Genomic DNA, 24,790 nt, shown 5'->3' with positions numbered 1-24,790 from the left:
GGCGTCGCTAACCCATGGGGTCGTCCGAGGTCGGCGCGATCTCGTAGCCGAACGGCGGCGTGAACCGTCCCCACCGTATGCACTCCCACCCGCCGTCCGGCATCGGAACCAACTCGATGGTCTCGGTGTTGTCCAAGTGGTTGTTCGTGGTGAACGGTGGCCGCACATCCGCGAGCGTGCGGCCGACGAGCCGCATGGCAGCACCGTGACTGACCACCATCACATCGCCGTGCGCGTCGTCATCCGAGGTCAGATAGGTGTTCCGCAACTCCTCGATCGCGGGCAGGAACCGATCCAGCACATCCTGAGCGGACTCGCCACCGGGCACTCGCAGCGCGAGATCGCCCTCGTGCCAGGCACGGTAGATCCGCTGGAACGTCTGGTGCGCCTCCTCGCTGTGTTCTCCTTCCAGATGCCCGGCCTGAACCTCGTGCAGTCCGTCGAGCACCATGGCGGCGACACCGGTCGCCGCCTCGATGTAGCTCGCGGTCTGGCGCGCGCGCAGCGCGGCCGAGGAGAACAGCACCTTCGGCGGTCGGAGCAGGCCCTCACCGAACGTCTTCGCTTGTGCCGCACCGCGTTCGGTCAGCGGTAAGCCCGGAATGCGGGTGTCCAGCAGCTTGGCGACGTTGCCCTCGGTCTCCCCGTGCCGGACCAGAATCAACCTCCCGGTCATAGGTCCGCCTTCCCCTCTCTCAACTGGATCAACCACTCCGCATCAGCTTCGTCCGGCGGTGGTGGCGTGCCGGTCTCGGAAGTCGCCGGCCAAGATCCGAGAAAGCGGATTCGGGCGGTGCGGTGCAGCGCCTTGAGCGCCTCGGCCACCGCGACGTCGTCGATGTGCCCGACGCAGTCCAGATAGAAACGGTAGGTGCCCATACCGGTTCGGGTGGGTCGGGACTCGATTCTGGTCAGGTCGATACCGCGCGTGGCGAATTCGGCGAAGGCGCGCATCAGCGAGCCCGGTACGTTCGGCAGCTCGAGCACGATGGAGGTGCGATCGGTTCCGGTGGCGGGCGGTGCCGCCGTGGGCCGGGTGCACAGCACGAACCGCGTGATCGCCTGTTCGTGATCGGCGACCCCGGAGGCCAGTGCGATCAGTCCGAGCCGCTCTCCCGCCAGGGCGGTCGACACGGCGGCATCCGCGTGGCCGGCCACCACATCCTCGGCGGCCGCGGCGTTGGAGGCCGAGGTGTAGAGCTGCGCCTGTGGTAGATGCCGCGCGACCCACAACCGCACCTGCGCTACAGCGACGGGGTATGCGGCGAGGGTGCGCACGTCCGGTAGCGCGGTGCCCGGTTTCCCGAGGACCGTGAAACTGACCTCGAGCTCGGTCTCGGCGACGATCTGCAGGCGCGGACCGATTGCCAGCGAGTCGAGCGTCGCCGAGATCGACCCCTCGACGGAGCTCTCGATCGGCACCACCGCGCCATCCACGTCACCGGAGCGGATCAGGTCGAGCGCGGCCCCTTGGCTGGGCGCGGCAATCCGCTCGACGGGCCCGCCGAAGGTTCCCGAGGATTCCAGTTGAGCGAGGGCCATCTCGGTGAACGTTCCGGACGGCCCGAAGTACGCGATTCGCGGCACGGTTACGAGATTACTTGCGCGCTCGCTCGGCTCCTCCCAATTGCGAGGAGCCCGTCGGCCAGGAGCATCTGTTCCACCGGCAGCCCGAGCGGCGTTCAACCTCTGTTGAGCACGCGCAACGCGGCGTTCACCCGGTCAACAGCCTCGGTCTCGATCGCGAGCAAGACCGATCTGACCGCCTCGACGGCCTGGGGTTTCAAGGAGGTCAGAAAGGCGAGGTCGGGCTCGCGCAGCGCCGTGCCGATGTCCTCGCCGCACAGGGCCGCGGCCGTCGCGGCGACGATGGCCACCGCGCGTTCCCCGGAGGAGGTGCGCGCGACGAAGCCGGTATCGGAGTGGGCCACCTGCGACAGGAAGTCGGCGATCTCGGTATCGGGGGCGTCCAGCTCCAGCGTCGGCGCGGCAGGGCTTGCGCCGATGTTGCTGACCAGCCCGTCGACCAGACTGCGCCGTGGCGGCGTCGACAACGTCACCAGCACCGGTTCTCCGGATTCCGTCCCTTCCGACACGCCCTTACCGTAACAACCCCGTGCGACCGGGATCGACCCAGTTCGCTGCGATCAGCCGGGATCGGGAGGCTTGCGGAACACCACCCAGGTCACTTAGCTTAGGGTAACCTAATAATCAGCTCCACGGAGGTTTGTATGCCGCGTCCGTCCTCGACCGTCGCACCGTCCACCGCCGAGCGAGTACGCAGCGCGTGCGCTCACGCGGAGCAAGCGGTGCTGGCCATGCCGGGCATCGATCCGACGCCTGCGTCGGTGCACCATGTACGGCAGTGCGGCGACGCCGTGATCGCGGTGCCGACGGCCTCGGTCGCCGCGATCCTGGCCGGCGACTCCGGAGAGCACGGCGCACCCGCGGTGCTGGAGCTGACCGACCATGCCCCGCTGCCGCTGCGCGAGCCGGTGCGTGCGTTGGTCTGGCTGCGCGGGTGGGTGCGCTCGGTGCCCGCACAGGCGCAGCGCGCGCTGGCCGCCGAGGTGGCCACGGAGCATCCGCATCCGGGGCTGCTCGATATCGGCTTCGGCGCTACCCTGCTGCGGCTGATGATCAACTCCGCGGTGGTAGCCGACTCGGCCGGCGCGGAATCGGTGGACAGCGACCAACTGCGCAGGGCTCAGCCCGATCCGTTCTGCGCCATGGAATCCGCGTGGCTGCGGCACCTGCGCGCCGATCACGCCGACGTCGTCGCCCAGCTGGCCAGGCATCTGCCGCCACACCTGCGGCGCGGCGTCGTGCACCCGCTGGCCATCGACCGGTACGGGCTCACCTTGCGGGTGGAAGGACACGACGGCGACCACGACTTCCGCTTGCCGTTCAGCGCACCGGCCGACGACATCGAGGGGCTCAGCCGGGCGGTACGCACGCTGGCGGGCTGCCCGTTTCGCAATGGTCTGCGCCGGATCTGACCCGCCGAATTCGAGGACGCGACCATCGGGAAATGGCCATGCGGCCGCAGCGCCGGTTTCGGCGCCCGGAGCAGTGCGTCATCCCGAGACCGTCCGGCAGAACCACTCGGACCGGTGCACCACCGACTGATGGCGGCGTTCGAGGCGCGAAGGACGCGCCGCACCGGAGCCGCGGACGGCGCACCAGGCACTTCACTCGCCGACGCGTCGTGTACCGCGCCGGACGAGCGCATAGATTCGATCCATGCGTGCGGAGTCGAGTGCCCAGTCGGACGAGACCGAGCCGACCGCTCGGGAGCGGCTGGCGATCAAACTCGAGATCGCCGTGGTGCTGCTGGTCACGTTCGGGCTCAGCGGGCTCAGCGCCGCGCTGTCGCTGGTCGACAGTGCGCTCGGCCCGGGCGGGATCGGCGGGCGGACCGTCGCGCTGAACCCGTCGCGATCGACGCAGTCCACCATAGATCTGCTGTTCCAGCTGATCAGCGTGCTGCGGCTGCTCGGATGGGCGGCGCTGGGGCTGTATCTGCTGTGGCGCGGCGGCATCGGCCCGCGGCTGATCGGGCTGGCCAACCGGCTCCGCTGGCGCACCGACGTGCTACCCGGCTTGACGCTGGCCGCGATCATCGGACTGCCGGGGCTCGGACTCTATCTCGGGGCACACGCACTGGGCCTCAGTGTGACGATCGTCCCCGCCTCGCTCGGTGACTATTGGTGGCGGCTGCCCGCGCTGGTCCTCTCGGCCTGCGCGAACGCCTTGGCCGAAGAGGTCATCGTGGTCGCGTTCCTGCTCACCCGGCTGCGCAGGCTCGGATGGTCGGCGAACTCGGCGCTGCTGACCTCGGCGGTGCTGCGTGGCAGCTACCACTTGTACCAGGGACTCGGCGGTGGGCTGGGAAACTTTGTGATGGGCATCATATTCGGCCGCTATTGGCAGCGGACTAATCGACTGTGGCCGCTGATCCTCGCCCATGCGACCATCGATGCGGTCGCCTACATCGGCTATACCATTCTGCGCGGCCAGGTTTCGTGGCTCCCGTGACGCAACCGTGCCCTCGGGAACGCTAACAACCCGGCGCCGGCCGCGAATTACGAAGCAGCGCCGCTTCCGCGAGCGCTCGGTATCCACATGCGGCACGTCACAACCGCGCGATAAGTAGAGTTTCGGTGATGAACGGCGACGACCCCCAGCGCAACGCGCATACGCGCCGGATGCCGCCGCCCGGCAGACCCGGTGAACCTCCCATGCGCCGGCGCATGCCGCCCCCGGGGCCCGGTGGTCCGCCGCCGATCGAGCCCACCCAGGTGATGCGCCGCGACGGAACCGCCGACCCACACGCGAACCCGCTGGCGTATTCGCAGGTCCCGCCCGAGCAGGCGCGGCGAATGCGGCCGCCTCCCCCGCCCCGCGGGCACGCGCCCACACAGCGCCCGGTGCCGCATCATGAAGTTCCATCGCACGCGCCCACACAGCGGCCGGTCCCCTATCACGAGGGTCCGCCCCCGGCGCCGCCCCGGAAACCACGGCCGTCGCGCGAGGGCCCTCCGCCGGTCCCGCCCCGCGCAGAGCGTCCGCCGCGCGCTCCGCGACCGCGCCGCAAACGTCACCCGTTCCGCTGGTTCCTGGTGATTCTGCTGGTCCTAGTGGTCGCGGCCGTCGGCGCCGTCATCAAGTTGGACAATTCGCTCAACCGCATAGCCGCGCTGGCGAACTACGCCAAGCGCGTCGGCGACACACCCGGTACGAACTGGCTGCTGGTGGGGTCCGACGGCCGCGGCGGGCTGACTCCCGAGCAGGAAAATGAGCTCGCCACCGGCGGTGAGGTAGGCCCCGAGCGCACCGACACGATCATGCTGGTGCACGTGCCGGAATCGGGCAGAACCACGCTGGTCAGCCTGCCGCGCGACTCGTACGTCAGCATCCCGGGCCAGGGCAAGGACAAACTGAACGCCGCGTTCGCCATCGGTGGCCCGGCATTGCTGGTCCAGACCGTGGAGATCGCCACCGGCCTGCGCATCGACCACTACGCGCAGATCGGTTTCGGTGGCTTCGCCAGCGTGGTCGATACGCTCGGCGGCATCGATGTGTGCGTGCCCAAGCCGATCGATGACCCGCTGGCCGGCATCAATCTGCCCGCGGGGTGCCAGCGACTGAACGGACCGCAGGCGTTGGGTTTCGTCCGCAGCCGCGCGACCGCGCTCGCCGACCTGGACCGGATGAACAACCAGCGGATCTTCATGGCCGCACTGCTGAAGAAGGCGACCAGCGGCGCCACGCTGGCCAACCCGTTCAAGCTGTGGCCGCTGGCCACCGACACCGCCGAGTCACTGAAGGTCGACAACGGCGATCACATCTGGAACCTCGGCGGGCTGGCCTGGGCGCTGCGCGGCGACACCGTCGCCACGGCGGTACCGGTCGGCGGATTCGAAGACACCGATAGCGGCAACGTATTGCTGTGGGACAAGAACAAAGCGAGCCGGTTCTTCGACGCGCTGGCCAACGACCGTCCGATCCCGGAGGATCTGCTGACGCGGTAGCGTCGTGGCCATGCCGGACATCGACGAGTCGTTCCCCGACTTGCTGCGCACGCAGATCCGTCACGGATTCACCACTGCCCAGCAGTATCTCGCGGCCGCCGTGTACTTCGACGCACAGCGACTGCCGCAGTTGGCCGGCCACGCCTACGCCCGATCACGCGAGCACTACGGCAATGCGCTGCGCATGGTGCAGTATCTGCTGGACCGGGATCTCCCGGTGCAGATCGGTGGCTTGGGCGAGATCGACTCCGCGTTCGAAAGCCCGCGCGGTGCAATAGCTTTGCTGCTGGAGATCGAACAGGTCGGCAGCACCCGGATCAGTGCTCTGGCACGAGCGGCCCGCACCTCCGGCGACTATCTCGGCGAACGTTTCATCCAGTGGTTCCTCGCCGAACAAGTGCACAACGTCGCCGGGATGAGCACGTTGCTGGCCGTGGTGGACCGTGCCGATGGTCAGTTGTTCGATGTCGAGGAGTTCGTCGCACGGGAGATACGGCCGCGACCGCGCACCGATATCCCGGCGCCGAAAATAGCCGGCGCGGCGAAGAATTAATTAGGCAACACTAGCCTCAATAAGGCTGTACTTGGGTGACACAGAACTTGACCAGCGCTAATGTCGATGCCATGTCAAGCCATCCGGAATCACCTCGCAGCAAATTTCACAGCCTGTTGCACGATCAGATTCGGCACGAATTCAATGCCGAGCATCAGTACATCGCGATTGCGGTGTGGTTCGACAACGCCGATCTTCCGCAGCTGGCCAAGCGGTTCTACAAGCAGTCCGTCGAAGAGCGCAATCACGCGCTGATGATCGTGAAGTACTTCCTGGACCGGGATATCAGCGTCGAGATTTCCGGCATCGACGCCGCGAAATCGCGGTTCGAGAATGCCAGGGAGCCGATCGCGCTCGCGCTGGCCCAGGAGAAGACGGTCACCGAGCAGATCGTGCAGCTGGCGAGCACCGCTCGGGAAGAGGGCGACTACCTCGGCGAACAGTTCATGCAGTGGTTCCTGAAGGAACAGGTCGAGGAAGTCGCGAATATGACGACCTTGCTCACTATCGCCGATCGCGCCGGATCGAACCTCTTCGACCTGGAGGAATTCGTCGCCCGGGAAATGAGCGGCCCGAGCGACGCCTCCGGCGCCCCTCCAGTGGCGGGCGGCTCCGTCTGATCTGACGGTGAGTTCGCCGAATAGGCGAACAGGCCCGGTTCCGTTCGAGGGACCGGGCCTGTCACTGTTCGGCGTTCTATTGATCGGCGAGACCGAATGTCGGCGTAAACGACGGTTTCACCACATTTCGCAGCGGTACGGGGAGTGTCCCCTTCGTTCGAGCGGTGCCTTGGCAATCGGAAAGATGCCGACGAAAAATTTCTCTCGAAACCTCGCGATATCCGCCTGCTCAGCGCAAAGTGACCTGACGCGAACGCAGACCGTCACGGGAGCGCCGCTCGTCCGAGGTCAACGGCGCGTCGACGGCCAGCGCCTCGGACAGGCGAGCGCCGAATTCCGCTGCGGGCTTCACCCACTCGTCAGGGTGCCGCTCGCGATCCAGGTCGAAGACCGGGACCAGCACACCATGCGTGCGGAACGACCCCGCGAATCGGGAGCCTTCGCCGAGGTGCAGACCGCCGGAGGCGTGCACCCGGGCCAGCGCCGGCATGAGCGCGTCCTCATCCTCCGGCCGCACCCAGCGGATGTGCGCCTTCTCACCCGCGTCCACCCACCAGGCGGCGCCGATCGCGTCGGCGCCCAGCTCGAGCCGCGCCGAGGGCATGATCGCCTGCTTGGCCTGCTCGATGGTGGCGGCGACCTGCGGATCGGGCTCGACCCCCTCGGGCACCCACCAATCGAAGTCCTGGTGCACGGTCAAGTCCAGGCTCGCGCCGGGATCGATGACATCGGCGAGCCGCGGGCCGCCCGCCACGCTTTCCACGGAGGTCAGCGAATCACCGGGCTCGGCGGACTGGGTCCACAGGATCGCCGCGGCCAGATCGGCGGCCGGATCGGTGCCCCGGAATTGCACCTGTGCGCCGACATACCCGCTGGGTTCGTCACCGGCGCGCACCAGCGCGGCCACTGCGCCGGGCAGCACCGTGCCGAGTACGACCGGCCGCTCCGCCGCGACCTCGGCCGTCAGCGTCAACCGGGCAGTGGCCGACGGAACGAATTCGCGCAGCGCGACCAGATCACACTCCGCGGCCAGGCCCTCGAACGGACGCGTGGCGACCTGTGCCGCCTGCTGCTGCGCCGCCCGCCGCTCGGCGAGGCGCTGTGCCCGGTTCCCGCCGGGCTTTGGACTGTTGCGCTTGCTCTTACCCACGGTGCGGGAGCGTAGCAGGCAACGGCCAGTTTCCCGGTTTTGACCTGCAAGTTCGCTCTGAACGTCGAGGCGTCGAAAGCGATTCCCGCTGTCATGGCGCTCGGAGCGTTCAGCTGTCCCGATACGGCCAGACCCAACCACGCGAGCTTTCGCTGCACCTACGAGCGTTCGATACGCTCGCCGGTCAATCAGTGACCGGCGAAGCGGCACGGACGCTGATCCGGAGAGCGCTCGAAACACGGTCCAGATAGCCCGTAGACGGACGCGTGGCGAAGGCACTGAACTTCGTCTCGCGGCTTGCTTCGGACAAGGGTGTTCTCCCGTGGCGCTCGCCAGCGCCCTGACCTGCGACGAATACCCGAATGTGGCCGGTTCAGGCGGCGGGGAGCAGCGACTTGGTGCGGCCAGGATGGTTGGTGGCGATCCAGCTGACGCCGAGGTCGGCGCACAGTTGGACGTCGTCGGGGTCGTCGACGGTCCAGCAGTAGGTGGCGCGGCCCGCGGCGGCGGCCTTGTCGACCAGGTCGGGGTGTTCGCGCAGGGTTTTCACCGAGGGGCCGACAGCTGTGGCGCCGACGGTCGTGGCCGCTGATCCGCCCAGGTAACGCGATGATTCGCCGAGCAGGACGGTGGGCAGCAGCGGGGCGGCGCGGCGGATGCGCCACACGGCGGTGGCCGCGAACGACATCACGACCGCGCGGGAATGATCCGCCGAGGCGGGGGTGGCGATGCCGAAGCGCTGGAGCTCGGCGAGCAGCTTGTTCTCCACCAGCGCGCCGTAGCGGACCGGGTGTTTGGTCTCGATGAACAGCTTGGTCGGTCTGCTGCGCCAGTCCAGCACCAGACTGATCAGCTCGCTGAGGGTCAGCACCGAGGCCGGAGCCCCGTCGGCGCCGAAATCCAGCGCCCGCAGCTCCTCCAATGTCATCTCACTGACCAGACCGCTGCCCGAGGAGGTCCGGTCGACGGTGCGGTCGTGCACGCACACCAGATGCCCGTCCCTGGTCAGCCGGACATCGCACTCGACGCCGTCGGCACCCTCTTGGAGCGCCAGTTCGTAGGCGGCGAGCGTGTGCTCGGGGCGTGCCGCCGATGCGCCTCGATGCGCGACGACGAACGGCGCGCGACTGCCCTGGCTCACTTGGCCATAACCTCCTCCTGCTCACGGTCCTGAGCACCGTTGTTGTCGTGCGCGTCGACGCAGGCCGGTCCTCGCCCGCTGGGATGCACCGGTTCGATCACCGGCACGGCGGGGTCGACCGCGATCAGCCAGCGGCGCGCGGTCCGGCCGCGACCGAGCAGGTCGTGCCCCGCGATCGTGCGCAGCACCCAGAGGGTCAGCACGGCGACGACGGCGGCGACCGCGTCGGTGAACGCGGTGAACAGCACCCCGTCCGCCTCGGCCTGCAACGAATCCGCGGCCCGCCACAGTAGCGCGGCCACCGCGACGAGTCCGCCGAAGACCCACGCGGCCCACCAGATCCGGACCGCCCGCCCGGTGCGGGGATCGCCCTGCACGGCGGCCACTTCGCTCAGGAAGACTCCCGGCCACAGCAGGTTGACCACCGGAACCAGGCAACCGAACGCGAGCGCTCGCGGCGAGCGCGGGTCGCGCCTACCCGCGGCGGCGTAGGCCGAGCGCCTGATCTCGATCAGCCTGCCCACCGCGGCCGCGGCGGCCAGTAGCGCGAGGCCGATCGCGAGCACCGCGGTGCCGATCACGAACGCGTCGGACGCGTAGAGCACGGCGGGGTGGATCAGACGCGTCCGGTTGCGCAGCAGCACCGCGTAGCGCGCCAGTTCCGCGACGGCCGCGAGTCCGAAAACGACCGCGGTCGCGACGAGCAGCCTGATCACCGAGTCGGTCAGCTTGCCGAACGGATGGCGCACCGCCCCGCCCGTCTGCGGCGGCGGGTCGATCAGACCCCAGCGTGGGATCTGGGTGTACCGAGGCGTGCGGCTCGGCGGGGCAGGACGGACGGGTGACTGCGCTCGCCTGCGATGGTCCGGCTTGCGCGCCACCCAGCGGTAGTTGCGCCGGTCGGCGGGGGCGTCGATCGGCCCCGGCGAGAGGAGTACGCCGCGGCAGCGCGGGCACCAGTGCATCGGCGCCCCGTGCACGGCCCAGCGCGCACCGCAGCGCGCACAAGGTTGCACCACAGTACTCACCCGCGCACCTCTCGTTCTTTCGTCAGTAGATCTTCGCCCGCTGGTCGCTCTCCGCGACCAGCGGGCGGCCGGCCTGCTGCCATGCCACCATGCCCCCGCGGACCTGGATGGCCTCGTAACCGATGTGCGTGAGATATTCGACCACCTGCAGGGACCGGCCGCCCTGCCTGCAGATGACGTAGAGATCCGCGTCGTAGTCCAATTCGTCGATCCGGGCCGGAACGTCGACCATCGGGATGTGCACAGCGCCCGGGGCGTGTCCGAGCCGCCACTCGTCGGCCTCGCGGACGTCGAGCAGGATCGATCGCGGCGTGTCGGCCGACGCGGGCGTGCTGCCGTCGAATTCGGCGGGCACGCCCTCCACCGTGACCGACGGAACGTGGGGGCTCGTCACAGATCCGATCCTGCCATGCGTGGCGGACCGCCGTGCAGTTCCATGCCCGGGGAGCGACCTCGACAGCGAGCCACGACTTCGGGTACGTTCTCCTCTCCGGAACTCGACCGCGCACCCGCCCGATGCTGGTTGTGCATAACTCGGGCGAAGTTATCCACATAATCCACAGCTCGATCCACAAGACCCAGCTGTCGAAGGCGTTTCGCCGGATTGACCCAGCCTTCTGGCAACTTATCAGCTATCAAATTGGCGCTGTTTCGGACTCCGAGTCCGCACGCGGACCGCCGAACCGGATGGACGTACGGATTCAACCCCTAACGCGACCCCCTCGGTCGAGCGATGCGGGTCGAGCGATGCGAATGGCCGATCCGGGACTCCCCTCCAAACCAATCCCGGAGCGGCCATTCGTCGCCGACATCGGAACCTTCGTCCGAAAGGTTCCGATATCTACTTGGACGGGGCCGAGCCGCATTCGGTTCCATCGAATCCAGAACGCCGCCGAAATCCCACGAACCGGCGGAAACGATCGGTAGCCTGAGCCCCATGAACGTGAGCAGGGGGCTACGCCACGGAATGGACACCGCAGGGCTCAACGTCGCGCTGTCCGAGGCCACGTGCCTCGGCCTCGCGGTCGACGAGGCTGCCGAGGAACTGCGACTCCACCTCGAGGTGCTGACCCTCCCGGAGAACGGGACGGCGGCCGACGACTACCGGGTGCAGGTGACGTTCACCGGCGTGAGCCGGGTCGCCGCGTCACTGCGCACGCAACACTGGGACGACCTGGAACCCCGAGTGCTGCCCCTGCGACTGGACGGCCTGGACGAGGCGATCCGGAGTTTCGGCGGCGGGCGGCTGCACGGGTGGGAGTTCATCGATCTCGACGACAGCAGCTGGGCGCTGTGGAGCGAGTTGCTCAGTTTCGACACCCGCATCGGCGATCGGGAATCCGCGCACGTTCTGGAGTTCTCCCAGGAGGAGGGCATCGACCCGCGGGAACTGGACGTCCGGGTGTGGTTCGACGGCATCACCGTGCACGACGCGGGGGGCAAGCAGATCCCGCTGGCGGATTTCGTCGCCGGCGGCGCGCGGTGGTGGCAGGCGCACGACGCGGGCGACCCGCGCGCCAGTCATCCCGGTATCGCTCCGCCGCTCTGACCGCGGAACGCGTCCGGCCGAACCGCACAGTCATGTGCCCGGATATGCGGTTCGGTCGGACCCCGGCGCTCCGGCGCGCGTATCCACCGGGCAGCTCACTCCGGTGGCGTGCACGGGGCAGTATCCCCTGGGGTCTTGGCAGGCTACTGCTGGTGACAGCCCTCGGCGGAGTAGAAGGCCGCCAGTCCGGGCAGCGGCGCGACCTGCGTGGCGATCGGCCCGGATCCAGCCGCGCCGAGCCGCTTGCCGTAGCACCGGCCGTCGAGCGGACGAGATCGGCCCGCTCCGCCCCGAAGGTGAACAGAGCCGAGCGGTATCGGGTACCGCGGTTGTTGCCCTGCCGCATGCCTTGGGTGGGATCGTGGTTCACCCAGAAGCCCTTCTCCGCGCCCCAGAATCAGCCCATCGCGACGACCGCGAGCTGGAGCCCACCGGGAAACGGCGGGTGGATCGGATGACCGTTGACGTAGTGGGTATCCAGCACGTCGAACGGTTCCGCTCGGCCGGACAGGGCATGCTCGGGAACGACGACGACGGGTTCGGGAAGGCTCGGACGCCCCACTAGTGCGTCGTACCACGACATGGTTCGATGCTACGCGTGCGTTTCCAGTGGGGCCGATGTGCGTGATGTGACGGTGCACGACCCGCCGGCTGTGAGCGGCGTCACCGGAATGCGCGGACGTGGGCCCGAGTTGGAATCGACCGGGTGTACGAATGATGGTTGGCTGTGTCCGGACAACGGGCACAACCAGCCCGACATAGGAAGGGACATCGTGGCTGAGTACACGCTGCCAGATCTGGATTACGACTACAGCGCCCTGGAGCCCCACATCTCCGGGCAGATCAACGAGCTTCATCATTCCAAGCACCACGCCGCCTACGTCGCCGGTGCGAACACCGCATTGGAGAAGCTGGAGGCCGCTCGCGAGTCGGGCGATCACAGCGCCATCTTCCTGCACGAGAAGAACCTCGCGTTCCACCTGGGTGGGCACGTCAACCACTCCATCTGGTGGAAGAACCTCTCCCCCAACGGCGGCGACAAGCCGGTCGGCGAGCTGGCCGCGGCCATCGACGACCAGTTCGGTTCGTTCGACAAGTTCCGCGCGCAGTTCACCGCCGCGGCCAACGGCCTGCAGGGCTCCGGCTGGGCGGTGCTCGGCTTCGACACCCTCGGCCAGAAGCTGCTGACCTTCCAGCTCTACGACCAGCAGGCCAACGTCCCGCTCGGCATCATCCCGCTGCTGCAGGTCGACATGTGGGAGCACGCCTTCTACCTGCAGTACAAGAACGTCAAGGCGGACTACGTCACCGCGTTCTGGAACGTCGTCAACTGGGCCGACGTGCAGGAGCGCTTCGCCAAGGCGACTTCGCAGGCGAAGGGCCTGATCTTCGGCTGAGCCTGATCGGGATACGGAACCGGGTCCGGGAATCCGTCCGCCACGCGCGGCCGGATTCACGGGCCCGTTCGGTTTCCCGGCTTCGCGGGCATGTTGCCGAGAACGACGCCCGGTCGTCGCCGGTCCGCGCTCGTTGAGGTGGGCACCGATCCGCGGCGTGCGCAGCACGATTGCCTGCCGACCCGCGCCCGAACGTCCGATTAGCACTCTTTGGTACTTGTGTGCCAGGTGACTACTGGGTCATATTCGGGAATCCAGACAAAACAGGACGGGCAAGGTCGCCCCCGGTTCCACAACGGGAGGCAGGAATGCGCACGAACGAACCGATCGGCATCACGCCGTTCCATTCGCGCGGATCGCTGCGTGGCTTCGTTATTTCCGGCCGGTGGCCGGAGACCACCAAGGAGTGGGCCCAGGTGCTGGTCCTCGCGGTGCGCGTGGCCACGCTACCCGGACTGCTGACGACCTCCACGGTGTTCGGAGTCCGGGAGGATCTACCCGACGATCCGGCCCCCGGCACGGTCGGGTTGGTGCTGGCGGAAGGCCCCGTGTTGGGCGAGGAAGCCGTGGAACCCGGCCGTTTCGCCGAGCATGTGCCACCGGCCCTGCTGATGTTGCATCCACCGTCCGAAACCCACCCCACGCTGCCCGAATGCACGGGTGCGGCCTCCGGCTGCGTCTTGTTGCCCGGCGTGCCCCATCTGGGCCTCGAGCACCGTGCCGCGTGGGTGGAGGCGGAGTCGGACGGGACCGTGACCTCGCTGGTCAGCAGGGTCGGACTGGACCCCATCAGCGACCCCGACACTGCGGTTCTGGCTATGCTGCTGGCCGCGTGAGGGTAACCGAAAATCGGCACTTGGATCGCCAAACTTATTGTGCGCATTGCGATTTCGATTACAGCGAATTGGCGGCAGCAGCCGGGGCGGGTAGAGTCGCAGTCAGCGAAGGGGAGTAGCCCCCAATCGCACAGTCGACATACTGATCCGCCGAGCCCGCTCGGCCGGGTCCGGCTGTGCGAACCGGCATCCGGCCGGTGGGCGAGACCTTCGGCCTGGACAACCATTTCGTTGCCGGCCGGAGCGTCCCATTTCTCCGGTCGGCAGGCCGGAGACCCGGGAGCCGCCACACATGATCGCCACCGCATTGCTGACCATCGGCGTCGTCTTTCTCGCCGAGCTCGGTGACAAGTCCCAGCTGATGGCGCTGACGTTCGCGTTGCGCTATCGCTGGTGGGTGGTGCTCGGCGGCATCGCGACCGCCTCCGCGGCGGTGCACCTGGTCTCGGTCGGCATCGGCTATTTCCTCGGTGCGGCACTGCCCACCACGGCGATCGCGCTGATCGCCGCCATCACCTTCCTGGCCGTCGGCCTGTGGACCCTGCGCGAGCATTTCGGCACCGGCGAGGAAGACCCGGAGCCGAAGGCGCCCAAGGCGAGCGGTGCGCCGTTCTTCGTGGTGCTGTCCGCGTTCCTGCTCGCCGAGCTGGGCGATCGCACCATGTTCGCGACCGCCGCCCTCGCCACCGACTACGACTGGGTCGGCGTCTGGCTGGGCTCGACCATCGGCATGGTCGCCGCCGATGCGCTCGCCATCGCGGCGGGCATCCTGGTCGGCAGGCACCTGCCCGAGCACGCGATCGGAATCGGCTCGGGCCTGCTGTTCCTCTACTTCGGCGCGGCGACCCTGCTGGGCGCGACCACACCGGCCCTCGGCGGCGTCGCCGTCGCCGGGCTCGCGGCGCTCGTTCCCGCGCTGGCCGGTGCGGCGATGCTGCTCACCCGGATGGCTCGCCGCTCGAGTCCGGCGCAGCCCGATACCGCCCACCACCCCGGCGCGACAGCTCCGGCAGTGGTTCCCGCAGCGCGGGCAGACCATCGGAATCCCCGGCCGCGATCCGAGCGGTGACCATCGAACCGATCCCTGCCTGCCTCGCGGCCAGGCCGTGCATATCCCGGGGCAGGCAGGCGTGCGCTGATGGCCGGTTCAGCCGCACCCCGAACCCTCCAGCCCGGTCGTAGGCACGCCGATCAATTCCGATTAGGGTGCAATTGACGAAAGGCCAACTGGCTGTCACAAACGAGAGGACCATCGTGGAGATTTCGGGTTCCGCCGCCATTGTCACCGGAGGCGCATCGGGCCTCGGCGCCGCCACCGCCAAGCGTCTCGCCGAGCTCGGCGCCACCGTCTTCGGGCTCGATGTACCGCAGTCGATCGAGCGCGCCGGCGACAACGTGCCCGCCGGGGTCACCCTTATTCCCGCCGATGTCACCAGCAACGACGAGGTCAGCGCGGCTGTCACGCAGGCCGTCGAGTCCGGCGCTCCGCTGCGCATCGTGGTCAACTGCGCCGGTGTCGGCTGGGCGGGTCGCATCCTGTCCAAGAACGGCCCGCACGACCTGGAGCTGTTCCGCACGGTGATCACGGTCAATCTGCTCGGCACCTTCAACGTGATGCGGTTGGCCGCCGACGCGATCGCCAAGACCGACGCCGTGGACGCGTACGGCCAGCGCGGCGTCATCATCAACACCGCCTCGGTCGCCGCGTTCGAGGGGCAGGTCGGTCAGATCGCCTACTCGGCGTCCAAGGGCGGTGTGCACGGCATGACGGTTCCGGCCGCGCGTGATCTGGCCCAGTTCGGCATCCGGGTGAACACCATCGCCCCCGGGATCATCGACACCCCGATGCTGGCCGGCGTCACCGAGGAGTACCGCAAGGGCCTCGAGGCGGGCGTGCCCTTCCCGTCCCGCCTGGGCCGTCCGGACGAGTACGCGCAGCTGACGCAGTACATCATCGAGCACGACTACCTGAACGGCGAGACCATCCGCATGGACGGCGCGCTGCGCATGGCGCCGCGGTAATTCCGCTCCGCAGTCCCGGCAGCGCGCACCCCTTCCTCCGAAGGGTGGCGCGCTGTTCTCATTCCCCCGGCTTGTGGCCGATGCCGAGGTAGGCCGTGGTGGACAACGGGCAGTGCGGCCGGTACTTCTCGGCGAGAAACGCCTTGATGACGGCGGCGCGCCGGGACCAGACCTCCGCGCTCACGCTGTGCCGCATGAGCTCCAATGGGGCGCTGCTGCGCACCATGGTCTCCCACATCTCTTCGGGGCTGCCGAAGTCGAGCGCGATCGAATGCCGCTGGATGGACACCGCTTCGAAGCCCGCACCGCGCATCTCCGATTCGAAGACCTCCGGGTTCTCCAGGCTGAGGAAATTCGGTTGCGGCTCCTGGATGTCCGGGTCGGCCGCGGTCAGAGCGCCGAACATCATCCGCATCAGCGGCGAATCCGCGATCGGCGCCCAACTCGACACCACCGCCGTACCGCCCGGCCGCAACACCCGGAACAGCTCGGCGAACCCACGGGCACGGTCCGGGAAGAACATCAGTCCGAACATGGAGAACCCGGCGTCGAACCGGTTGGATTCGTACGGCAGGTCCTGCCCGTCACCCACTTGCGCCCGGATATTCGTCAGCCCGGCGGCAGCGGCGTTCTTCGCCAGGCGCGCGATCATCGACTCCGCGAAATCAATGGCGTCGACCCGCGCCACCTGACCCGCGGCCAGCAGGCTGAGCGTGCCCGGCCCCGCCGCGACGTCCACGATTCGCGATTCCGGCGAGAGCGAGGCGAACTCGAGCGCCCGCGCCGAGAACGGTTGCATGATCGCGGGTGCGAACTCGTCATACCCGTCGGCGACCAGATCCCACGGCTCGGCGACGGCAAGCGGGTTTGCGGACATGTTGTGACGATCCTTTCAGGCATCCACATCTAACCGCGCCACCCGGGGGCGAACTCCCCAGTCCTGCGAATATGCCATCCCGCCGGTCACCGTAACCGAGAAATGGCCGAAACACCGCCGACCACACCGGCCGCGACCGGAGGACCTCGGCGTGGTCCTCCGGTCGCGGGCCGGTTCACAGGGTGCGGGTGAGCCGATCGGTGAGGATGTGGGCGAAGTGTGCCGGATCCTTGAGTTCACCGCCCTCGGCGAGCACCGCCGTGCCGAACAGCAGCTCGGCGGTTTCCGACAGCTCGGTCGCCGTACCCGCGTCGGCCTCCTCCCGCTTGGCCGCGTACGCGTCGCGCAGGCCGGTGACCAGCGGGTGGGTCGGGTTGAGCTCCAGGATGCGTTTGCTCTCCGGCAGCGCCTGACCCGAGGCGCGATACATCCGCTCCAGCATCGGCGTGAAGTCGAACACGTCACCGACCAGGCAAGCCGGCGAGGTGGTGAGCCGGTTGGTCAGGCGCACCTCCTTGACGTTCTGCTCCAGCGTCTTGCCCAACCACGCCAGGACATCGGCGAAGTCCTTGTCCTGCTGCTCGCGCAGCGCCTCGGAGGCCTTCTTCTCCTCCTCGGTCTCCAGATCGACCTCGCCCTTGGCGATGGACTGGAACGCCTTGCCGTCGAATTCCGGTACGGAGCCGACCCACATCTCGTCGACCGGGTCGGTCAGGATCAGCACCTCGCGGCCCTTGGCCTTGAACGCCTCCAGATGCGGGGAGCTCTCCACCTGCTGACGGGTCTCGCCGGTCATGTAGTAGATGGTGTCCTGCCCCTCGGGCATCCGCTCCACGTACTGGGCCAGCGTGGTCAGCTCGGTCTCGGAATGCGTCGAGGCGAACGAGGAAACCTGGAGGATGGTGTCGCGGTTGTCGAAGTCCGAGAGCAGGCCCTCCTTCAGGACGCGGCCGAACTCCTTCCAGAACGTCTGGTAGTCGGTCTGGTCCTCGGCGCCCTGCAGATCCTTGACCGTGGACAACACCTTCTTCACCAGACGCTTGCGGATCATCTGGATCTGCCGGTCCTGCTGCAGGATCTCCCGCGAGACGTTGAGCGACAGGTCCTGCGCGTCCACCACGCCCTTGACGAAGCGCAGGTACTCCGGCATCAGCTCTTCGCAGTTGTCCATGATGAACACCCGCTTGACGTAGAGCTGGACACCGCGCTTGTGGTCACGGGTGAACAGGTCGAACGGCGCGTGCGAAGGGATGAACAGCAGCGCCTGGTATTCGAAGGTGCCCTCGGCCTTCAGCGGGATGATCTGCAGCGGATCGTCCCAGCCGTGGCTGACGTGCTTGTAGAACTCCTTGTACTCCTCATCGGAGACCTCGCTCTTGGGGCGCGTCCACAGCGCCTTCTGGGAGTTGAGCGTCTGCTCCTCGAGGATCGTCTTCTGCTCGGCGTCCTCGCCTTCGCCCTCGGTTACCGTCCGTTCCACCTGCATGCGGATCGGCCAGGAGATGAAGTCGGAGTACTTCTTGACGATCTCCCGCAGCTTCCACTCCTGGGTGTAGTCGAAGAGGTGATCCTCCTCGTCCACCGGCTTGAGATGGAGTGCGACCGACGTGCCCTGCGGGGCCTCGTCGAGTTCGGAGATCGTGTAGGTGGAGCTGCCCGCACTCGACTCCCACCGGGTGGCGGTGGTCTCGCCCGCGCGGCGAGTGGTCAGGGTGACCTTGTCGGCCACCATGAAGGTCGAATAGAAACCGATACCGAACTGGCCGATCAACTCCTCGGCGGCGGCCTCGGACTTGGCCTCGTTCAGCTTCCTGCGCAGTTCGGCGGTACCGGACTTGGCGAGGGTGCCGATCAGATCGACGACCTCGGCGCGCGACATGCCGATGCCGTTGTCCCGGACGGTCAGGATCCGGTTGTCCTTGTCGACCTCCAGCTCGATGTGCAAGTCGGAGGTGTCGACGCGCAGATCCTTGTCCCGGAAGGACTCCAGCCGCAGCTTGTCCAGCGCGTCGGAGGAATTCGAGATCAGCTCCCGCAGGAAGGTGTCCTTGTTGGAGTAGACGGAATGGATCATCAGCTCGAGCAGCTGATGGGTCTCTGTCTGGAACTCGAGTTGTTCGACGTGCTCTGTCACGTCGCGATGGTACCGCCGCGCGTGGACTACGGAGCAGAAGGAGGCACCGCCGCGTAACCCGGAACGGTCCCGGGCGGCCGCGCGTCGGGAACCTGCCGGAAATCGGCGAGACCGGCAACCTCCGCGTCGGCGCGGTCGGTCATCCACTCGCGCAGCACCTGAGTGGCGCGGACGTCGTCCTCGTTGTACTCCAGCAACCGGGTGCGCTGGCTCTCGTCGGGCGTGACGCCGTCGTAACCGACCGCGAGCCGGTACCAGCTCATCGACGCCTCGCCGCTCGCCTCGGGATCCCGCCACGAGAATCCGGCGACCGGCGCGATCTTCTTCAGCCCCTTGCCGTTCGGGCAGATGAACTGGTCGGAGACGGCCTGGAACATGTCCACCCATTGCGGTCCGTCCACGAACGCACGCACCTGCTCCACCGTCGGCACGCCGGGACGGCCCGCGAACCGGCGCGCCGATTCGTACAGCCACTTGTCTTCCGCGGTGCGCGAATAGCAATACGCGGCAAATGTTTTGCCCGCCGCGGCCGCCTCGGCGCGCACCGTCATCAGCCAGGTCCAGAACTCGCCGAAGGAACGCCCCTCGTCCTCGGTGGGCAAGGGGTCCCACGTCACGAACGGCCGATAGACGCCGTCCAGCAGCGTCCCCCACAGGTACGCGCCGTACTCCTGGAAGCTCTCCAGATCGACGTCGACCTCCACGTCCGCCCGCCGGACCCGCACGTTCTCGACCCGCCGCACCAACGGCGCGCCCGCGATCCACGCCCGCGCGGTGACCACGGCCTCGTCGAACGGGCCGTGCTGCCAGTCCTCGGGACCCTCGCCCACCCACGCGGCGAGCTCGTCGATGGTCTCGACGTCGTGCCCGCGCAGCACCTCGGCGCGGGAGCCGGGCGCCACCAGGCTGACATCGCGATGCTCGGTCAGCCAGCCCTCGCAGCTCGGGCCCTCGATCCCCCGCGTCCACCACGGGCACTGCCTGCACTCGGGCACCTTCGAGGGGATGGTGGGCAGTTCGCCGCGCACCACCGCGATCCGGTCGGCGTAGCGGCGGTCGTACTCGTCCAGCAGCGGCGCCAGGTCGTGAACCAGGACGCGATCGAAATCGAAGCCGATGACGCCGCCGACCAGCGCGGGGCTGGCCAGGCCGTGCCGTTGCAACATCCGGTACAGATGAGCGAGCCGCTGTTGGTCGCGGGGCTGCTGGCGTAGCTTGCGGTGCGGATCCGGTTGCGGGTGCCAGTGATACGGGTCCGAGGTGGTGGGGTGGAAGTCGGCGGGATCGGGTTGCCGCGGGTCGGTCACCTTGTGGTTCACCACGATGATCGGGATGTAGCCGCCACGGTCGGCATCGTGCAGCAGGATCTCCGAACCTCCACGCCTGCCCGTGTCCGGCTCCTGCGGTAGCAGCCCGCCCCAGATACGCCGGGCACCGGTTTCGCACGCGCGCATCGTCGCTTCGGCGCGCTCGGCGGCGCGCAGTCCGGCATCGATCACCACCCAGGCATCGGGGTCGGCGCCGACCAGTGCGTCGCGCACCCGGGCGCGGTGCGCGACGGCGGCGTCCCGGCGCTGGCGCACGCCCGCGTCCTCGAGGAGTCCCGCCAGTGCCTGCGGGTGCGCGGCGTCCATCCGGAGGCGATGGCGGCAGCCGATCAGCGCCCTGGCGTCGATGAAGGCGGTCGGCACGTCGGTGGCCCGATCCGGGGCCGTTCCGTTGCGCTTGCGACCATCCCGGTCACCGATGTCCGAATCCACGCTATGCAGTATGGTCCCTCACCCTGACAGGGTTGAATCGCAGTGTTCGATTTGCCGCGACTGCCTCGCGGCGTGTTCGCGGCCCTCTGTGGCTCCACGCGCACCGCCGATTACATCGACACCACCGCCGAGAACCACTTCACTTCGCATTACGGAGCTCGCCGCCCGTGCTGGGCGGATGGCGAATTGCCAGGTGCGAAGCGTACGGGCCGCACTACCCTCGCCGCTGACGGTAGGGACCCGATAGGGTGGCGGCAAAGCGTGTGACATGGGCGGACGGGCTTCCCCGGCGTCGTACTGCCATGGCGAACCAGCATGACGGAGGGCCTTCGATGGGGTTGTTCACGAAGCGCAAGCGGCGGCCGAGCCGCAGGGCCGAGGCGAAAGCCCTCAAGCACAAGGCCGCGATGGAGGCCAAGCTCGTCGCGCGGAACGACCGCAAGGCGCGCCGCGCCGAAGCTCGTACCCAGCGCAAGGTCGCCAAGGCGCAGATCGCGGCGTTCCAGGCGGAGGAGAAGGCCGCGCTGAAGGTGGCGGCCAAGGCCGAACGCGATCCGTTCAGTGCCGGTCAGGTGCGCAAATACCTCGGCGTGGCGCGGGTGCTCATCCCGGTGCTGGCTCCGCTCGCCTACCGGGGCGCGACCTTCCTGCGCGGACAGCTCGACACCCGCCGCGCTCAGCAGCTCGGCGTCGGCATCGACCAGCTCGGCGACTTCACCGGGCACGGCGCCAAACTGCAAGCGCGGATCACGAATGCCGAAGCGGCACTGGAGAGGATCAGCGCGCAGGACGGCAAGGACAAGGGCGAGGCGCAGAAGTTCGTCGCCGCCACCAAGGATCGCCTCGGCAGCCTGACGGCCGCCGTACACACCTCCGACCAGATGCCCGCCAATCGCCGCCGTTCCGTGCACGCGTCGATCTCCCACGAGCTGTCCGGGATCGAGTCGGACATCCTGGCCCGGCTCGGCGTGCGCTGAGCTTCGTCGTCCCGATGTCTTCGCACCCGATCACCGGTCACCTGCGTGGCGGCCTGATCGGCGTGCTGGTCGGTGTGCTCGCCGTGGCCGCACACGGCGCGGCGGGTGGAGGCGCGCCGGGCTCCACCGAACTGACGTTGCTGTTGCTGATCGCCGCCGGAGTCGGCTCGGCCGCGGCCACCGCGCCGGCGGGTTTGCGCCTGTCCGTCGTGGCCGGGCCGCTCGGCGCGGGCCAGCTACTGAGCCACGCCGCGCTGTCGGTGCTGGTCGGCCACGATCATTCCGGGACCGCCGACGCCGCAGCAATTTCCCCGGTGCCGACCGGATGGATGCTGCTTGCGCACACCGTCGCCACGGTCGGTTGCGCGGTGCTGATCGTCCTGGCCGAGCGGCTGTACGCCACGGCCTCCGGTGCACTGCGCCTGATACTCGCTCCGCCGCGACAGGCGCGAATCGCTGGCGCGCCGGGGTGGGCTGATCTCGGCCTTCCGCTCTATCGCTGTGCTTCGCCGGGCGCGCTCGGTCCCCGCGCGCCGCCGGTGTCGGACTGATCGTCTGACACCTCATTCCTCAGCGCACAGGAGACCTCAGCATGCCCAGCTCGATTTCGCGCGCCGTCACGACGACGGTCGCCACAACCACACTCGTTCTGCTCGCCGGCGGCGCCGCCGCCGCACACGTCACGGTGGACGCGCCTGGCGCGGCACAAGGCGGATACGCCGTCGCCACCTTCCGCGTCCCGACCGAATCGGACACCGCGAGCACCACCGCGCTCACCGTCACCCTGCCCGATCTGAAATCGGCTCGCACCGAACCGGTTCCCGGATGGTCGGCCAAGGTCGAGCGCAACGACAAGAAGGAGATCACCGCGATCACCTGGACCGCCGATCCCGGCGCGCCGGGCATTCCACCCGGTCAGTTCCAGCGTTTCGCGGTGTCCGTCGGCCCACTGCCCACGACGGATTCGGTCAGCTTCCCGGCCCAGCAGACCTACTCCGACGGCAAGGTGGTCCGCTGGGATCAGCCGGTCCAGAAGGACGGCGACGAACCCGAACACCCGGCCCCCTCGATCACCCTGGCCGCCGGGAAAGGCCACGCGGACGGGCACAAAGTCAGCAGCGAAGCCGAGCACGAAGGTGCCGACCACGAGGACCAGACGGCCCGCAGGCTCGGCGGGATCGGTCTCGCCCTGGGTCTGCTCGGTGTCGCGCTCGGCATCGGCAACGTGATCCGCGGGCGGCGCGCATGAGCCGCCGCGTCCTCGCCACCTTCGTGGCGGGCCTTTTCCTGCTCGGCTTCGGCATCGCCGCGACGGGAGTCGCCGCCGCGCACTCCGCTGCGATCGGAAGCGTCCCGGAGGACAACGCGACCGTGGCCGCTGGTCCGGACCGCGCCGGCGTCACGTTCAACGAGGAGTTACAGCCCAGCTTCCCATCGCTCACCGTCGTCGGACCGGACGGCAATCTGTGGTCCAAGGGTGATCCGGTGGTCGAGGGCAAGACGGTCAGCGTCGCCGTGGGCGAGTTGGGCCCGGTCGGCGAATACACCATCGCCTATCGGGTGACCTCGGCCGATGGTCACCCGGTCAGCGGTAAACGGCACTTCACGCTCAGCAAGCCGGGCAACGGCACGCCGGGACCGAAGCCGAACGCGAAAGCGAACAACAGCGCGGACGGCTCGGACGGGATTCCGCTGTGGGTGTTCGTCGCGGGCGCGATCGTGTTGTTCGGGGGCGGGCTCGCGTTCGCGCTGTTCGGCGGCAGGAGCCGCGACCAGAAGCGGTGAGCGACTCGAAGTCTCGCGGCCGGGACGGCGCTCGGCGCGCCCCCGGCCGCCTATCCTGGCCCGCGGTGCTACTGGCCTTCCCGGCCGGGCTGCTGGGCGTCGTACTCGCCTGGATCCTGATCCTGCCGGGCCCGCTACCCGGTGAGGCTGTGGTTCGGGTGCTGGCCGACGGCGCCGGGGCCACCGTCCTCGGGTTGGCCGCGCTGCCCCGAGTCGCGCCGCGCTTGCCGGTACCGTGGCGGCTGCTCGCGGTGCTCGCCGGAATCTGGGCGGTCGGCGAGTTCGCCGTGCTGGTCTTCGAGGCGGCCGAGGTGGTCGGCGTTCCGGTGACCGAGCTCGGTGCCGGGGAGTTCGGCACCTATCTGGTCGATGTCAGCGGCGGACAGGTCGGGATCGCGATCCTGGTCGGAGTCGCGACGGTGGCCGGTGGGTCGGCGCTGGCCTTCCGGCGGCCCGAGTCCGCCTCCGCCGATCTGGTGCTGGTGTTCGCGGCGGTCGCGCTGGCGTTGCGGCCGATCACCGGACACATGTCGCAGCAGGCGTTCGGATCGGTGCTCGCCGCGGTGCACGCGTTGGCGGCGGGCGCCTGGTTCGGGGTGCTGATCGCGCTGACGCTGGTCGTGCGGACCCGCGGCGAGTGGGCGGCCGTGCTGCCGAGGTATTCGGCGGTAGCGCTGCCCTTGGTGGCGGTCGTGGCGGTTACGGGGCTGCTCAACGGGCTGATCCGGGTGGGCGGGGTAGCTCCGTTCGTCAGCACCGGTTACGGCCGGATTCTGCTTGCCAAGACCGTGGTGCTGCTCGGCTTGCTCGCACTCGGTTGGTGGTGGCGGCGCAGTTGGGTGCCGAAGGCCGCCGACCACCGGATGGACGCGAAGGATTCGCTGCGCCGCGCGGTAGCCGAAGTGGCCGTGATGGCGCTCGCCTTCGGCCTCGCCGCGACCCTCGCGGTGACCGCCTGAGCCGCCTCTCCGCGGTACCGTCGCTCCCAGCGGCGGTACCAGTTGCGCCGGTGGTGGCGGGGTCGGGATGCTGTAGGGGTGAGCGCTACACCCTCGTTCGGACAGCGGATCGGTTATGTCTTCGGCCGGACCCTTCCGGAATCTATGTCCGACTGGGTCCGGGAGGATCTGGTCGGGCCGGGCGCTACGCGGCGTTATCTGCTGCGGTTCCTGGTGCCCGTGCTTCCGGTGCTCATGCTGTTCCTGTTGCTGCCGGGCCCCTTGTGGATGGGTCTGGCGATGATGGCGCTGCTGTACATCCCGCTGATCTACTTCACGGTGGCGCTGCTGTACGTCTACCGGCGCCATCTGCTGATCAAGCACGGTCTCGACCCCGCGCTCGCGGACGCCGACGCCCGCCGCCGGGACGAGCGCGAACGCCTCGACTACGAGCGCAGACACGGACGTGGTTGACCCGCATCCGAGATC

Annotated in this window: 26 protein-coding genes and 1 pseudogene; 16 read left to right on the top strand and 11 right to left on the bottom strand. The window is 68.4% G+C overall.

All coding sequences use genetic code 11. The annotated features are described in order from the left end of the window. Window positions 1-7: 7 nt before the first annotated feature. The 3 genes from ACT89H_RS20360 to ACT89H_RS20350 form a co-directional block, all read right to left on the bottom strand. Complete coding sequence (locus tag ACT89H_RS20360; protein ID WP_445110204.1) at window positions 8-676, bottom strand: histidine phosphatase family protein; 669 nt, start codon at window positions 674-676, stop codon at window positions 8-10. Beyond that, window positions 673-1,587 (bottom strand): prephenate dehydratase, encoded by a 915-nt coding sequence (pheA, locus tag ACT89H_RS20355; protein ID WP_445110203.1) that lies wholly within the window; start codon window positions 1,585-1,587, stop codon window positions 673-675. Before pheA ends, ACT89H_RS20360 begins: the two co-directional genes overlap by 4 nt. 95 nt (window positions 1,588-1,682) lie before the next feature. Continuing rightward, window positions 1,683-2,066 carry a hypothetical protein gene (locus tag ACT89H_RS20350; RefSeq protein WP_445110202.1) on the bottom strand — a complete coding sequence of 128 codons (384 nt, stop codon included), beginning with the start codon at window positions 2,064-2,066 and terminating at the stop codon, window positions 1,683-1,685. 165 nt (window positions 2,067-2,231) lie between these two features. Between ACT89H_RS20350 and ACT89H_RS20345 the strand changes: the two genes are divergently transcribed. The 5 genes from ACT89H_RS20345 (at window position 2,232) to ACT89H_RS20325 (ending at window position 6,707) form a co-directional block, all read left to right on the top strand. Continuing rightward, entirely contained in the window at window positions 2,232-2,999 is a 768-nt protein-coding gene (locus ACT89H_RS20345; RefSeq protein WP_445110201.1) for a DUF2470 domain-containing protein, read from the top strand. Window positions 3,000-3,243: 244 nt separating this feature from the next. Further along, complete coding sequence (locus ACT89H_RS20340) at window positions 3,244-4,038, top strand: CPBP family intramembrane glutamic endopeptidase (RefSeq protein WP_445110200.1); 795 nt, start codon at window positions 3,244-3,246, stop codon at window positions 4,036-4,038. A 263-nt stretch (window positions 4,039-4,301) separates the two neighbouring features. Continuing rightward, entirely contained in the window at window positions 4,302-5,534 is a 1,233-nt protein-coding gene (locus tag ACT89H_RS20335; protein WP_445110377.1) for an LCP family protein, read from the top strand. 10 nt (window positions 5,535-5,544) lie between these two features. Continuing rightward, window positions 5,545-6,087 (top strand): ferritin, encoded by a 543-nt coding sequence (locus ACT89H_RS20330; RefSeq protein WP_445110199.1) that lies wholly within the window; start codon window positions 5,545-5,547, stop codon window positions 6,085-6,087. A 71-nt stretch (window positions 6,088-6,158) separates the two neighbouring features. Continuing rightward, window positions 6,159-6,707 carry a ferritin gene (locus ACT89H_RS20325; protein WP_445110198.1) on the top strand — a complete coding sequence of 183 codons (549 nt, stop codon included), beginning with the start codon at window positions 6,159-6,161 and terminating at the stop codon, window positions 6,705-6,707. Between the two features lie 229 nt (window positions 6,708-6,936). On the opposite strand, the gene ACT89H_RS20320 is transcribed toward ACT89H_RS20325, so the two are convergent. The 4 genes from ACT89H_RS20320 to ACT89H_RS20305 form a co-directional block, all read right to left on the bottom strand. Next, window positions 6,937-7,857: a DUF5926 family protein gene (locus tag ACT89H_RS20320; protein ID WP_445110197.1), complete on the bottom strand. Its 921-nt coding sequence runs from the start codon at window positions 7,855-7,857 to the stop codon at window positions 6,937-6,939. Between the two features lie 373 nt (window positions 7,858-8,230). After that, window positions 8,231-8,998, bottom strand: a complete 768-nt coding sequence (locus tag ACT89H_RS20315; protein WP_445110196.1) for a glycerophosphodiester phosphodiesterase — start codon at window positions 8,996-8,998, stop codon at window positions 8,231-8,233. Next, a complete protein-coding gene (locus tag ACT89H_RS20310) occupies window positions 8,995-10,026 on the bottom strand; it encodes a DUF4328 domain-containing protein (RefSeq protein ID WP_445110195.1) in 1,032 nt (343 codons plus the stop codon). Before ACT89H_RS20310 ends, ACT89H_RS20315 begins: the two co-directional genes overlap by 4 nt. A gap of 22 nt (window positions 10,027-10,048) precedes the next feature. Next, window positions 10,049-10,420, bottom strand: a complete 372-nt coding sequence (locus ACT89H_RS20305; protein ID WP_445110194.1) for a rhodanese-like domain-containing protein — start codon at window positions 10,418-10,420, stop codon at window positions 10,049-10,051. Window positions 10,421-10,963: 543 nt separating this feature from the next. Here ACT89H_RS20305 and ACT89H_RS20300 point away from each other — a divergent pair. Next, the gene (locus ACT89H_RS20300) at window positions 10,964-11,575 is read left to right on the top strand and encodes a hypothetical protein (protein ID WP_445110193.1); all 612 of its coding nucleotides are present in this window, start codon (window positions 10,964-10,966) and stop codon (window positions 11,573-11,575) included. Window positions 11,576-11,605: 30 nt separating this feature from the next. Here the strand turns inward: ACT89H_RS20300 and ACT89H_RS20295 are convergent. Next, window positions 11,606-12,158: pseudogene (locus ACT89H_RS20295) on the bottom strand (peptide-methionine (S)-S-oxide reductase). Between the two features lie 190 nt (window positions 12,159-12,348). Here ACT89H_RS20295 and ACT89H_RS20290 point away from each other — a divergent pair. The 4 genes from ACT89H_RS20290 to ACT89H_RS20275 all read left to right on the top strand — a co-directional run bounded on the left by ACT89H_RS20290 (window position 12,349) and on the right by ACT89H_RS20275 (window position 15,830). Beyond that, window positions 12,349-12,972, top strand: a complete 624-nt coding sequence (locus tag ACT89H_RS20290; RefSeq protein ID WP_039794275.1) for a superoxide dismutase — start codon at window positions 12,349-12,351, stop codon at window positions 12,970-12,972. A 308-nt stretch (window positions 12,973-13,280) separates the two neighbouring features. After that, window positions 13,281-13,808 (top strand): peptidase, encoded by a 528-nt coding sequence (locus ACT89H_RS20285; RefSeq protein ID WP_445110192.1) that lies wholly within the window; start codon window positions 13,281-13,283, stop codon window positions 13,806-13,808. Window positions 13,809-14,100: 292 nt separating this feature from the next. Beyond that, a complete protein-coding gene (locus ACT89H_RS20280) occupies window positions 14,101-14,877 on the top strand; it encodes a TMEM165/GDT1 family protein (protein WP_445110191.1) in 777 nt (258 codons plus the stop codon). A 185-nt stretch (window positions 14,878-15,062) separates the two neighbouring features. Further along, window positions 15,063-15,830 carry an SDR family NAD(P)-dependent oxidoreductase gene (locus ACT89H_RS20275; protein WP_445110190.1) on the top strand — a complete coding sequence of 256 codons (768 nt, stop codon included), beginning with the start codon at window positions 15,063-15,065 and terminating at the stop codon, window positions 15,828-15,830. 58 nt (window positions 15,831-15,888) lie between these two features. On the opposite strand, the gene ACT89H_RS20270 is transcribed toward ACT89H_RS20275, so the two are convergent. The 3 genes from ACT89H_RS20270 to ACT89H_RS20260 all read right to left on the bottom strand — a co-directional run bounded on the left by ACT89H_RS20270 (window position 15,889) and on the right by ACT89H_RS20260 (window position 20,475). After that, window positions 15,889-16,707, bottom strand: coding sequence for a class I SAM-dependent methyltransferase (locus ACT89H_RS20270; protein ID WP_445110189.1), 819 nt, complete (start codon window positions 16,705-16,707; stop codon window positions 15,889-15,891). A gap of 175 nt (window positions 16,708-16,882) precedes the next feature. After that, entirely contained in the window at window positions 16,883-18,841 is a 1,959-nt protein-coding gene (gene htpG / locus ACT89H_RS20265; protein WP_445110188.1) for a molecular chaperone HtpG, read from the bottom strand. Window positions 18,842-18,867: 26 nt separating this feature from the next. Then, window positions 18,868-20,475 carry a TM0106 family RecB-like putative nuclease gene (locus ACT89H_RS20260; RefSeq protein WP_445110376.1) on the bottom strand — a complete coding sequence of 536 codons (1,608 nt, stop codon included), beginning with the start codon at window positions 20,473-20,475 and terminating at the stop codon, window positions 18,868-18,870. A 458-nt stretch (window positions 20,476-20,933) separates the two neighbouring features. On the opposite strand from ACT89H_RS20260, the gene ACT89H_RS20255 reads away from it, so the two are divergent. The 6 genes from ACT89H_RS20255 to ACT89H_RS20230 all read left to right on the top strand — a co-directional run bounded on the left by ACT89H_RS20255 (window position 20,934) and on the right by ACT89H_RS20230 (window position 24,775). Beyond that, window positions 20,934-21,578 (top strand): DUF6474 family protein, encoded by a 645-nt coding sequence (locus ACT89H_RS20255; protein WP_445110187.1) that lies wholly within the window; start codon window positions 20,934-20,936, stop codon window positions 21,576-21,578. Window positions 21,579-21,592: 14 nt separating this feature from the next. After that, window positions 21,593-22,129 (top strand): hypothetical protein, encoded by a 537-nt coding sequence (locus ACT89H_RS20250; protein WP_445110186.1) that lies wholly within the window; start codon window positions 21,593-21,595, stop codon window positions 22,127-22,129. Window positions 22,130-22,170: 41 nt separating this feature from the next. After that, window positions 22,171-22,827 (top strand): YcnI family protein, encoded by a 657-nt coding sequence (locus ACT89H_RS20245; RefSeq protein ID WP_445110185.1) that lies wholly within the window; start codon window positions 22,171-22,173, stop codon window positions 22,825-22,827. Beyond that, window positions 22,824-23,363 (top strand): copper resistance CopC family protein, encoded by a 540-nt coding sequence (locus ACT89H_RS20240; protein WP_445110184.1) that lies wholly within the window; start codon window positions 22,824-22,826, stop codon window positions 23,361-23,363. Before ACT89H_RS20245 ends, ACT89H_RS20240 begins: the two co-directional genes overlap by 4 nt. Then, window positions 23,360-24,322, top strand: a complete 963-nt coding sequence (locus ACT89H_RS20235) for a CopD family protein (RefSeq protein WP_445110183.1) — start codon at window positions 23,360-23,362, stop codon at window positions 24,320-24,322. The genes ACT89H_RS20240 and ACT89H_RS20235 overlap by 4 nt, the downstream gene beginning before the upstream one ends. Window positions 24,323-24,400: 78 nt before the next feature. Then, a complete protein-coding gene (locus ACT89H_RS20230) occupies window positions 24,401-24,775 on the top strand; it encodes a DUF5313 family protein (RefSeq protein ID WP_445110182.1) in 375 nt (124 codons plus the stop codon). The last annotated feature ends 15 nt before the right edge of the window (window positions 24,776-24,790 follow it).

Source organism: Nocardia aegles, assembly GCF_052545135.1.
This window is presented reverse-complemented; position numbering and strand designations above follow the sequence as displayed.

What these genes read in the sequence shown, in the direction of transcription:
- ACT89H_RS20240 (WP_445110184.1), top strand. Translation starts at nt 22,824, where the DNA reads ATGAGCCGCCGCGTCCTCGCCACCTTCGTGGCGGGCCTTTTCCTGCTC.
- ACT89H_RS20340 (WP_445110200.1), top strand. Translation starts at nt 3,244, where the DNA reads ATGCGTGCGGAGTCGAGTGCCCAGTCGGACGAGACCGAGCCGACCGCT.
- ACT89H_RS20360 (WP_445110204.1), bottom strand. Translation starts at nt 676, where the DNA reads ATGACCGGGAGGTTGATTCTGGTCCGGCACGGGGAGACCGAGGGCAAC.
- ACT89H_RS20245 (WP_445110185.1), top strand. Translation starts at nt 22,171, where the DNA reads ATGCCCAGCTCGATTTCGCGCGCCGTCACGACGACGGTCGCCACAACC.
- ACT89H_RS20255 (WP_445110187.1), top strand. Translation starts at nt 20,934, where the DNA reads ATGGGGTTGTTCACGAAGCGCAAGCGGCGGCCGAGCCGCAGGGCCGAG.
- ACT89H_RS20330 (WP_445110199.1), top strand. Translation starts at nt 5,545, where the DNA reads ATGCCGGACATCGACGAGTCGTTCCCCGACTTGCTGCGCACGCAGATC.
- ACT89H_RS20325 (WP_445110198.1), top strand. Translation starts at nt 6,159, where the DNA reads ATGTCAAGCCATCCGGAATCACCTCGCAGCAAATTTCACAGCCTGTTG.
- ACT89H_RS20345 (WP_445110201.1), top strand. Translation starts at nt 2,232, where the DNA reads ATGCCGCGTCCGTCCTCGACCGTCGCACCGTCCACCGCCGAGCGAGTA.
- ACT89H_RS20260 (WP_445110376.1), bottom strand. Translation starts at nt 20,475, where the DNA reads ATGGACGCCGCGCACCCGCAGGCACTGGCGGGACTCCTCGAGGACGCG.
- ACT89H_RS20250 (WP_445110186.1), top strand. Translation starts at nt 21,593, where the DNA reads ATGTCTTCGCACCCGATCACCGGTCACCTGCGTGGCGGCCTGATCGGC.
- ACT89H_RS20300 (WP_445110193.1), top strand. Translation starts at nt 10,964, where the DNA reads ATGAACGTGAGCAGGGGGCTACGCCACGGAATGGACACCGCAGGGCTC.
- ACT89H_RS20285 (WP_445110192.1), top strand. Translation starts at nt 13,281, where the DNA reads ATGCGCACGAACGAACCGATCGGCATCACGCCGTTCCATTCGCGCGGA.
- ACT89H_RS20270 (WP_445110189.1), bottom strand. Translation starts at nt 16,707, where the DNA reads ATGTCCGCAAACCCGCTTGCCGTCGCCGAGCCGTGGGATCTGGTCGCC.
- ACT89H_RS20280 (WP_445110191.1), top strand. Translation starts at nt 14,101, where the DNA reads ATGATCGCCACCGCATTGCTGACCATCGGCGTCGTCTTTCTCGCCGAG.